Source organism: Micromonospora deserti (genome assembly GCF_003236335.1).
Lineage (GTDB): Bacteria > Actinomycetota > Actinomycetes > Mycobacteriales > Micromonosporaceae > Micromonospora > Micromonospora deserti.
Genome location: NZ_POUB01000236.1, coordinates 1 through 9,308, shown reverse-complemented (window position 1 = coordinate 9,308; position 9,308 = coordinate 1). Strand labels below are relative to the sequence as shown.

General features: G+C 70.6%; 8 protein-coding genes and 3 pseudogenes. 6 read left to right on the top strand and 5 right to left on the bottom strand.

From position 1 onward, the window contains the following. Positions 1-298, top strand: a pseudogene (locus tag C1I99_RS34195) (hypothetical protein); the annotation flags it as partial. A 63-nt stretch (positions 299-361) separates the two neighbouring features. Continuing rightward, a pseudogene (locus tag C1I99_RS35060) lies at positions 362-1,039 on the top strand (cation:proton antiporter domain-containing protein); the annotation flags it as partial. A gap of 537 nt (positions 1,040-1,576) precedes the next feature. Here the strand turns inward: C1I99_RS35060 and C1I99_RS35055 are convergent. Both C1I99_RS35055 and C1I99_RS24910 read right to left on the bottom strand, forming a co-directional pair. Beyond that, positions 1,577-1,687: pseudogene (locus C1I99_RS35055) on the bottom strand (hypothetical protein); the annotation flags it as partial. Positions 1,688-2,211: 524 nt separating this feature from the next. After that, on the bottom strand, positions 2,212-2,433 hold the full coding sequence (locus C1I99_RS24910) for a hypothetical protein (RefSeq protein WP_111136624.1): 222 nt from the start codon (positions 2,431-2,433) through the stop codon (positions 2,212-2,214). A 448-nt stretch (positions 2,434-2,881) separates the two neighbouring features. On the opposite strand from C1I99_RS24910, the gene qcrC reads away from it, so the two are divergent. Then, a complete protein-coding gene (gene qcrC / locus C1I99_RS24900; protein WP_111136623.1) occupies positions 2,882-3,715 on the top strand; it encodes a cytochrome bc1 complex diheme cytochrome c subunit in 834 nt (277 codons plus the stop codon). After that, positions 3,712-4,800 (top strand): cytochrome bc1 complex Rieske iron-sulfur subunit, encoded by a 1,089-nt coding sequence (gene qcrA, locus C1I99_RS24895; RefSeq protein ID WP_111136622.1) that lies wholly within the window; start codon positions 3,712-3,714, stop codon positions 4,798-4,800. Before qcrC ends, qcrA begins: the two co-directional genes overlap by 4 nt. On the opposite strand, the gene C1I99_RS24890 is transcribed toward qcrA, so the two are convergent. Together C1I99_RS24890 and C1I99_RS24885 are read right to left on the bottom strand one after the other, a co-directional pair. After that, positions 4,761-4,964, bottom strand: a complete 204-nt coding sequence (locus C1I99_RS24890; protein WP_233512698.1) for a hypothetical protein — start codon at positions 4,962-4,964, stop codon at positions 4,761-4,763. The genes qcrA and C1I99_RS24890 overlap by 40 nt on opposite strands. A gap of 289 nt (positions 4,965-5,253) precedes the next feature. Next, a complete protein-coding gene (locus C1I99_RS24885; RefSeq protein ID WP_111136621.1) occupies positions 5,254-6,060 on the bottom strand; it encodes a potassium channel family protein in 807 nt (268 codons plus the stop codon). A 43-nt stretch (positions 6,061-6,103) separates the two neighbouring features. Here C1I99_RS24885 and C1I99_RS24880 point away from each other — a divergent pair, with 43 nt between their 5' ends. After that, positions 6,104-6,634 carry a MarR family winged helix-turn-helix transcriptional regulator gene (locus C1I99_RS24880; protein ID WP_111136620.1) on the top strand — a complete coding sequence of 177 codons (531 nt, stop codon included), beginning with the start codon at positions 6,104-6,106 and terminating at the stop codon, positions 6,632-6,634. A 193-nt stretch (positions 6,635-6,827) separates the two neighbouring features. Then, the gene (locus C1I99_RS24875; RefSeq protein WP_111136619.1) at positions 6,828-7,724 is read left to right on the top strand and encodes a bifunctional helix-turn-helix transcriptional regulator/GNAT family N-acetyltransferase; all 897 of its coding nucleotides are present in this window, start codon (positions 6,828-6,830) and stop codon (positions 7,722-7,724) included. Between the two features lie 70 nt (positions 7,725-7,794). Here the strand turns inward: C1I99_RS24875 and C1I99_RS24870 are convergent, their stop codons facing one another. Continuing rightward, the gene (locus C1I99_RS24870; RefSeq protein ID WP_111136618.1) at positions 7,795-9,201 is read right to left on the bottom strand and encodes a hypothetical protein; all 1,407 of its coding nucleotides are present in this window, start codon (positions 9,199-9,201) and stop codon (positions 7,795-7,797) included. Positions 9,202-9,308: the final 107 nt, after the last annotated feature.

The window sequence follows — 9,308 nt, the reverse complement described above, 5'->3', positions numbered from 1 at the left end:
CGACACCCTCGGCGGCGTCACCGGCCAGGTCGACACCACCCTCTCCGGCGTCACCGGCACCGTCGACTCCCTCACCGGCGACACCAACGGCCTCACCAACAGCCTCACCGGCGACCTCACCGGCGGCGCCAGCGGCAGCATCACCGGCGACCTCACTGGCAGCATCACCGGCGGCGTCTCCGGCGGGATCTCCGGCAGCGCCAGCGGCGGCGTCAGCGGCGGTGTCTCCGGCAACGCCGACGCCGACGCATCCGCATCCACCAGCGGCACGTTCGGCCTCACCGACGGACTGCTCTGACCACGATCCCGCTCCGAGCCGGGGCCGGACCGCCCGCCGCGGTCCGGCCCTTGAGGCTGCACCATCAGTGGCGAGTCGGGCGCCAACGACGGGCTCGCTTTTGCCTTCGTTGTCCTCGCGCTCATCGCCGCCGTCCCCCGCTCGGCCGGCGGTCAGGTCCGTGAGGCCCTGTGGGGAGTGCTGGGTGCGGTGCTGGTCGGCCTGGTGATCGGATACGCGGCCGGCCGGGCGGTCCAAGCGGCTGAGGCTCGTGAGGAGGTCGAAGGCGGCTCCCTGCTGATCTTCGCGGTCGTGCTCGGCGTCGCGGCACTGGGAGTCGCCCGGGTGCTGCACACCGACGCGATTCTCGCGGTGCTCCTCACCGGGCTGGCCTACAACGGAGTGATCGGCGACGAGTCCCGGGCGTCGGAGCAGGAGTTGGACGACGCGCTGACCCGATACCTGGTGCTGCCCCTGTTCTTCCTGCTCGGCGTCGAGGTGCCGTGGCGAGACTGGCTCGACTTGGGCTGGCTCGCGTTCGCGTTCGCGGTCGCGGTGCTCCTGCTGCGCCGCCTGCCGGTCGTGCTGGCGCTGCGGCCGGCGCTGAATATGCCGTGGCGGGACGTGGTGTTCCTGGGGTGGTTCGGCCCGGTCGGCGTGTCGGCGCTGTTCTACCTTGCCTACAGCGCGGAGGAGGGGGCACGCGATCCCCGGCTCTGGACCGCCGGCAGCCTCGTCGTGGTGCTCAGCACCGTCGCGCACGGCGTGACGGCCACGGAGGGTGATGTCCTGGGTTATCGACGCCACCCGCAGGCCGTGCTCGGCGAAGCGCTCCAGCACCCGCCGGGTAACCTGGTCCTTGACCTGCCGGGCGGCGCGGACGGGCACCACGAACCGGGCGGAGAGTTCCACCCAGTTCGGTGTGGCGCGGATGAATACCCGGGGTTCCACCTCCGCCTCGGCCACCGGGTAGCGGTGACGCATCTGGTCGATCGCCTGTCGCGCCTCAGCCGTGTTCGAGATCGCCTCGGCCTCCTCGCGGAGGATGCGTTCCGCCAGGCGCCAGTCCGCCTGGTAGGGGACGGGCAGGGTGAGTTCCTCCCACAGGTGGTCCAGGACGGCGCTGCTGTTGTAGACGGGGGCGGTGAACACGAACCGGTTCGACAGGGATACCACCCGGCCGGTGTACTGGCGGCCCCGGATCCAGGATTCGGGGTCGGAGGAGGAACCGCTTTCCAGGATCCGGGTGCGCAACGGAGTGATGTCCAGGACGTCTCCGCGTACGCCGCACATCTGGATGCGGTCGCCGACCCGGAACTGCCGGCCGATGAGGATGCTGATCCATCCGGCGAAGGCGCCGATGACCTCCTGCAGCGCCAGGGCGAGACCGGCGGCGAGCAGGCCGAGCACCACACCGACCCGGCCGGCGAAGGGTCGCCACAGCAGCGCCAGGGCGAACAGCAGTGCCGCGGCGGCGAGGTAGTGGACCGCCTTGCGGATGTAGTAGCGGTTGCCGGTGTCCTCCACCCGGTGCGTCGCCAGGCGCCCGGCGACGACGGCGACGACCACCGCCAGCACGATCAGGACGACGGTGCTGACAAGGCGGCCGCCGGCGGTCCTGGCGTCCCAGACCGCCTCCAGAATCCCGTCCACGCTCCGCGCCTGCGTCACGTCACCGGCAGTCACCCCGACACCGTCTCCCCACCGATAAAACAGGCAGCCGAAGCCGTACGCGCAGCCAGGGAGTGACCGCGTCGAGTTCGCAGCTCGTCGCGGTACCCGCGGCGACAAGGGCCGGCCGTCCCCGCGAACTCCCGGCCGGTATGGATGCCGGTGCCGGCCTGTCCCACCGTGGCCGGACTCGGCGGCAACACCGCTGCTCGCTGCCGCGGCTGATCGTGGCGCTGCTGGTCATGGCCCTGGTCGACGCCGGCTCAGGCCCCCTCGTTCTGCAGGCGACTGGCAAGCATCCGCTTGCCCTGTTCGCCGGCCTTCTTGCTGTTCTCCTTGATCTTGCGGAACCAGTCGGCCAGTTCCGTGTCGCCCTCCCGCTCGGCGTCGGAGATGAACGTCTCCATTCGCCAGGCGTTCTCCAACGACAGGTGCAGGATGTTGATCAGGTTGTAGTTCTTGTCCTTGACGGGACTCTCCGGCATTCCTCACCTCCACATACAGACAGCGACGATAGGGATCCCATGCCGGCGTCACGCCCGTTCACCCGCGAGGTCCCCCGATAGGCTGGTATTTCCCGCTTCGGTCCATGGCGTCCGCTATCGGTCGAGATCGACCACATCGGCGAGACTGCTGCCGTCACCACACCCGCTGCGGGGAATCACGCTCAGACTTCCGTCGGTCGCCAGCATGACCGCGGCCACGTCGCTGAGATCGCCGACGCCCCCCACCCACCGGCCGCCACGGCGCGCCAGCGGCTCCGGACGTGTCTCCCCACGAGGCGTTTGGGTGGGGCGCGTGCGTCGGTGGGACGCCTGCCGTACGAAGACGACACAACGATCATCGAATCCTAATACCGTGCGGAAGTGGACTATGCGGTCACCGGGGCGTCTCAGGGTGCCGCCTCGCCGTACCCAGCGACCGAGGAGTGCGATGACGCCTGATCCCCCACGCCGACCCGGCCTCGCCAGACTCCGGCGAGGCGTCCGGCCCGGCAGGACAGCACGCCGGGTGGGCGCCGCGCTGCGGCTGATCGCGGCACTGGTCCTGGCCGGCGGTGCGTACACGGTGTTCGCCCCCGGCGCCCGCGCGCAGGAGGAACCGCGCTTCAGCGGCGCCGCTGCCGAGGGCCAGGCGCTGTTCAACAACGGCTGCATCACGTGTCACGGCCGCAGCGCGGGCGGCGTCGAGGGCCGGGGGCCGAGCCTGATCGGCGTCGGCGGCGCCTCGGTCGAGTTCCAGGTCGGCACCGGCCGGATGCCGCTGGCGCGGCAGGAGGCACAGGCGGCACGCAAGCCGGAGCTGTACACCGACGAGCAGGTCCGCCAACTGGCCGCCTACATCGAGGAACTCGGTGGCGGCCCGGTGGTCCCCGACCGCGTCGACGATCTGGTCGACGAGGCCAACCTGGCCCGCGGTGGCGAGTTGTTCCGGATCAACTGCTCCCAGTGCCACGCCTTCGGCGGTGGAGGCGGGGCGCTCTCCTCCGGCAAGTACGCCCCGAGTCTCTACCCCGCCACCGAGCGGATCATCTACGCCGCGATGCTGAGCGGTCCGCAGAACATGCCGGTGTTCGGCGACAGCACGCTGACCCCGGAGGAGAAGGCCGACATCATCGCCTACATCCAGCAGGTCATCCAGTCCGACCACGATCCCGGCGGGTTCAATCTGGGCCGCTACGGTCCCTCCACCGAGGGGCTGACGGTCTTCCTGGTGGGCATCGTCGCGCTGGTCTTCGCCACCCTGTGGATAGCGGGGAAGTCATGACCGAGCACACTAGGCAGCAGCATCGCCAGCCGGTCGACGTGAACGACCCGACGCTGTCCCGGTTCGACGTGGTCCGTGAGGGCGCGCGCCGCGACGACATCGAGATCGTCCACTACGAGCCGCAGATCGCCACCGGCTCCAAGGCCGAACGGCGGCTGGTCCGCATCGTCGCCACGCTCTTCCTGATCGCGGGACTCTCCGCGACCGCCTTCCTGGTTGTCTTCATCTGGTGGCCGTGGCGGTACCGGCTCCTCGGCGAGATCGAGGAGTACTACACCCCGCTGCTGGGCACGACCATGGGCGTCTCCCTGCTGGGAATCGGGTTCGGCGTCCTCGTGTGGGGCAAGAAACTGCTGCCCAAGGAGGTGTCGATCCAGGACCGGCACGAGGGCGCCGTCTCCCCCGACGAGCAGAGGATCACCGGCCAGACGATGCTCTACATGGCCGACGAACTGGGCGTGAAGCGCCGTCCGCTGCTGGGTGTGTCGCTGCTCGCCGGACTCGTCCCCGTCGGCGCCATCGTGGCCGCACCCCTGATCGGCGGGCTCATCAGGGACCCCCACCAGGATCGCGAACTCTTCCAGACCGGCTTCGCCCCCGCCGACGACAACGGCGTCATCACCCGCGTCCATCTGGTCCGCGAGGACGGGCGGCCTGTCCGGCCCTCGGAGCTGCTGGCCGGCGGGCAGGTGACGGTTTTCCCTGGCATTCCCCACGGCATCAGCAACCAGTACGCCGACTCCGTCACCCTCCTCATCCACCTGCGCGCCGAGGACGCCCTCACCGCCCGGGAGAACAACCGGGAGGCCGGCAAGCAGGACTGGATGTGGGGCAACTACATCGCCTACTCCAAGATCTGCACCCACGCCGGCTGCCCCGCCAGCCTCTTCGAACAGCAGACCAACCGGCTGCTCTGCCCCTGCCACCAGTCCCAGTTCCTGATCACCGACAACGCCAAACCGATCTTCGGACCCGCGAACCGGCCCCTACCCCAACTACCCATCGAGGTCGACGACGAGGGCTTCTTCGTCGCGTCGTCCGACTATCAGGAGCCCATCGGCCCCGACTTCTGGGAACGCCCCTGACGGTGCCTGCCGGAGCTGATGGTTCCGCACGTCGACGCGTGGTGTCTCCTGCCAGGTGCGCCGGTGTCCGGCGGGGATGAACGTGGCCGTGGCACCGATCCGAGGATGCCCCCGTGCTCGACCCGCAGGAACCGGACCTTCTGCTCCGCGCTGTCGATGAGCAGCTCGTCGACCTTGCCCAGGCTATCGCCGTCGACGTCGGTGACGTGCCGGCCGCGGACGTCCTGCTCGGCGGCTCGGCGGGCGGGAGATCAGGAGCGGCTGAGGGCCGACCGCGACGGCGAGCGAGGGCGAGAGGGCGAGGAATCCGATCAGGACGGTGCGGGTCGCGGCAGCGACGTCCACGAGCAGCACCAGAGCGGTGGAGGCGAGCGCCGTCGGGAATCCGAGCGGGTCGCGCATTCGCTGCACGGCCGGTCGCTGCGGCGGCGGCGTCCGGACGGGCCGGAACGGTCACGGTGGTGTCACCGGCTGCACGGGGGTTTCGGGTTGCACGGCCGGGCGGTCACGCGCCGATCCGGCCGGTTCCTCGAGGTGCCGGCGCAGCGCCGCGATCTCGGCCCGCAGCGCGGCGACATCCTCAGCGGTGGCCGCCTGCTGCTGCTGGTCACGGCCGGCGACACGGTCGACGATCCAGGTGGCGAGTGAGCCCGTCACGAAACCGATCAGACCGATGCCGCCGATCATCAGACCGAGCGCCACTATCCGACCCTCGCCGGTCACCGGGTAGTAATCCCCGTAGCCGACGGTCGTGATGGTCACGGCCGCCCACCACAGGGCGTTTGGGTAGCTGGTGATGGTCGCGTCTGGGGCGCCGCGCTCCGCGTCGAGCGCCGCCAGGGCCGCGACCACCACCAGGAGCAGGGTGGTGGCGGCCACGTAAACACCGAGCCGGCCGCGGACCCAGACCTCGGTGCGCCGGCTGAGGTTGAGCACCACCGTGACCAGCCGCAGCGCGCGAAGTGGACGCAACATCGGCAGGGCCAGGACGGCCAGGTCGAACAGGTGGCCGCGCAGGAACCGGCGGCGGTCGGGGTGCAGGACGAACCGGACGCAGAAGTCGAGCCAGAACAGTGCCCAGACAGCCATGGTGGTGACGTGGCAGGCCTGGATCCAGGACTGGTTGAGGCCCGGCCACAGGATGGGCACGGCGTACGCCACCAGGAACAGCAACGACAGCGCGGTCAACGGCAGCGCGGTCAGGCGTTCCCAGCCGGCCGCACGGTCGGCCGGCAGGTACCCACGGCCGGTGGCCTGCATCGTGCCCCCCAAGAGGTGCGTGTAACCGTGCAATGATTGCCAGATGAAACTGTACGTGGGCGCGGAGGAGCCGTCGACGGCGGGTGACGCCGCGCTCGTCGACGCGCTGGCGGCGCTCAGTCGCGCCCTGGTCGGCGTCACGGCAGGCGCGCTCACTACCGTCGATGTCGACATCACCCTGTCGCAGTACCGGGCCCTCGTCGTCCTCGCCTCCCGAGGGCCGCTGCGCACCGTCGACCTCGCGGTCGCACTGCACGTCCACCCCTCCACCGTCACCCGGGCCTGCGATCGGCTCGTCCGCCGCGGCCTGGTTGCCCGACGACAGGGCGAGTCGGACCGCCGGGTGTCCTGGCTGGGCCTGACCGAATCGGGTAAGACCCTGGTCGGTGAGGTGATGCGCCAGCGCAGGGCTGAGCTTCGCCGCCTGGTCAGGGCCACCGGGGTGGCCGCGACCAGTGACCCGGTCGGGTTGCTCGAGGCGCTGGTGGCCGCCGCCGGTGAGCCCGACGAGCTGCGGTGGTGGCGGCACTGGGAACGCTGCACCTCGTATGCCGGTGAGGACCCCCGTCCATGACACGCCAAGCCCACGAACCGGCACGGTGACAAACCGTCAGGTCACGACTGACCACAGCATGGGCCGGTTGGGCTGCGGCGCCGAGTGTGACCGGATGCGTGCCGCCGAGGGCCCGCTCGGAATGGAACGTAAGTTGCCGCCACAACCAGCTGAGGCTGGCGGCGACACAGCATCCCTGACTAAAGTCAGGTATATGAACTCGGAGCTCATCGCCGCGGTGCGGCGGTTCAACCGGACGGTCACCCAGCGGGTGGGGGCGCTCGACGACGAGTACATGGCCCGCGGACGACCCCTCGCGCAGGCACGTCTGCTGTGGGAGATCGGCCCCGGCGGTGCCGAGGTCGCGGCACTACGAGCCCGGCTCGGGCTGGACTCGGGGTACCTCAGCCGGCTGCTGCGCACCCTCGAAGGCGACGGGCTCGTCACCGTCGGCCCAGCCGACCAGGCCGGCGGCGATGGGCGGGTGCGAGCCGCCGCGCTCACCGACGCCGGCCGGGCCGAGTGGGTTGAGCTGGACAAGCGCTCCGACGAACTCGCCTGGTCAATCCTCGGACCGCTCACCGAGCACCACCGCGAACGGCTCGTCGCGGCGATGGCCGAGGTCGAACGGCTGCTCATCGGGTCGATGGTGGTCATCGAGCCGTGCCCGCCCGGTGACCCGCGGGCTCGCGCCTGCGTGCGGGCCTACGCCCGGGACGTCGCGCGGCGGTTCGACGACGGGTTCGAGCCGGCACTGAGCAACGCGGTCAACGACGAGGACCTCGTCCCGCCCGCCGGTGTCTTCCTGCTCGCTACCCTCAACGCCGAGCCCGTCGGCTGCGGCGCGGTCAAGCTCCACCGCGACGCACCCGCCGAGATCAAGCGTGTCTGGGTGGCGGACGCCGTACGCGGGCTCGGGATCGGGCGGCGGATGCTGGGCGAGCTGGAACGGTACGCCGCCGAGCGCGGCTGGACCGCCGTGCGGCTGGACACCAACCGCAACCTCACCGAGGCGATCGCGATGTACCACTCGGCCGGCTACCGCGAGATCGAGCCGTACAACACCGAGCACTACGCCCACCACTGGTTCGAGAAGCCGCTCGCACCGTGACCGCGCCACGCCCGCCGGCGGCCGGTCGTACGGCCACCACCGTCGGCCGTCTCCGGTGCCGTCGCACCGCTCACATCCAGTCGACCGGGTACCGCCCCACCGGAGCCGTCGACAGAAACCGGTCGATGTCCTCGACCTGAAGCGCCGGTGGCAGCGAGTGGTGGTCGGGCAGCGAGCGGTAAGCGGGCTGGTAGCGCAGGCTGCTTCCGACGTCCGCGGGATAGGCGGCCTCGTCGACCCCGATCAGGCCGCCCCAGCGTTCGGCCCGTGAGCTGGCAAGTTCCCGCCACTGGTTGGTGGGCACGACACCAGGCGACCACAGGCCCTGCGAGAACAGATTGACGTGGATCTCGTCGTACGGCTCGGTTCCGTCGAGGTACCGCCGCAGACTGTCGTAGGACGCCCGCATGTTGAATCGCAGCCAGAAGGGCACCACTGCCCGCCGGAGTACCCAGAGCGGGTCCCACTGCACGTACGACTCGGCGAGCAGTCGGTTGGCGGGCAGCCCGCGCTCGTGGTACCACCACCGGTACAGGTCCGCGACGAGCGGGCTGAGTTGTTGTGGCTCGACGGTGACCATCCTTCGCAGCCGGTAACCACGCCGCGCGGCGAGGCGCTGCACGTCGGAGCGGAGGGCGGGATCGAAACCCCACTCGGCCTCCGGCCGGCGGGTGTCCGGTTGCGGCGGCTCCCACCGGCGGTACGGCGAGCCTTCCCGGGCGAGATAGTCGGTGATCCGATCGCCGCTGTCGTGGTACTCGTCCTCCGACACCCCACCGAGGCATCCGAACTGGAAGTATGCCCGGTCGGCGAGGGTGCGCACCCGCCAGTCGCGAGTGGATTCCAGCAGGATGAGGGTGCCACCCGGCTCGAGCCGCTCCTCGATGAAGCGCTCGTAGGTCCGGCCCAGTCGCAGGCGCTTGAGCCGCAGGTACGCCATGGCTTCGAGCATCGGCCGGTCCTGGGCCGGGTCGTGCATGTGGTAGACGGCGAGATCCGGATTACGTCGCGCCACCTGCGTGGCCAGCGGCGCGACGGCGCGCATGGCGCCGACCGGGTCGTCGGGATGGGTGAGCCGGTCGCGGATCGCGACGAGCGTTGTCTGCGGCAGGTACGGCGCGCGCAGAGCAGCCGCCAGGTGTACGGCGGCTCCACTGGCCGAGCCGATCAACAGCGCCGGGTACTGCCCGGCCGGGTACTGCTGCGTCGCCCAGTAGGAGATGTCATCGGCGTCGACCTGGCTGACCGCGTGCAGCGGTATGCCCTGCAGCGCGCCGGTCCATCGGAACATCCGCCGCCGCAGCGAACCGGGCAACGCGGACAGTGCGTCGGCCAGTCGGACCGACCCGGGCCCGATCGACATGGCCCGGTGGTCCCTGCCCCTGAGGAACCGGCCGAGCGCCCGGACCATGTTGACGGACGAGTCGAAATCGGTCAGCTGCCGTGCGGTCTGCGCACGTCTGCGATCCCACCGCATCCCTACATCCCTCCCCTGGGCGCGCACCGCCGCGACGGCGTGTCGCCAGGCCCCAGCTTCGACACGTCACCGCGCAGCGCCACCCCGACGGATCCGCCCCATCCGCC

What these genes read in the sequence shown, in the direction of transcription:
- C1I99_RS24910 (WP_111136624.1), bottom strand. Translation starts at nt 2,433, where the DNA reads ATGCCGGAGAGTCCCGTCAAGGACAAGAACTACAACCTGATCAACATC.
- qcrC (WP_111136623.1), top strand. Translation starts at nt 2,882, where the DNA reads ATGACGCCTGATCCCCCACGCCGACCCGGCCTCGCCAGACTCCGGCGA.
- qcrA (WP_111136622.1), top strand. Translation starts at nt 3,712, where the DNA reads ATGACCGAGCACACTAGGCAGCAGCATCGCCAGCCGGTCGACGTGAAC.
- C1I99_RS24885 (WP_111136621.1), bottom strand. Translation starts at nt 6,060, where the DNA reads ATGCAGGCCACCGGCCGTGGGTACCTGCCGGCCGACCGTGCGGCCGGC.
- C1I99_RS24880 (WP_111136620.1), top strand. Translation starts at nt 6,104, where the DNA reads ATGAAACTGTACGTGGGCGCGGAGGAGCCGTCGACGGCGGGTGACGCC.
- C1I99_RS24875 (WP_111136619.1), top strand. Translation starts at nt 6,828, where the DNA reads ATGAACTCGGAGCTCATCGCCGCGGTGCGGCGGTTCAACCGGACGGTC.
- C1I99_RS24870 (WP_111136618.1), bottom strand. Translation starts at nt 9,201, where the DNA reads ATGCGGTGGGATCGCAGACGTGCGCAGACCGCACGGCAGCTGACCGAT.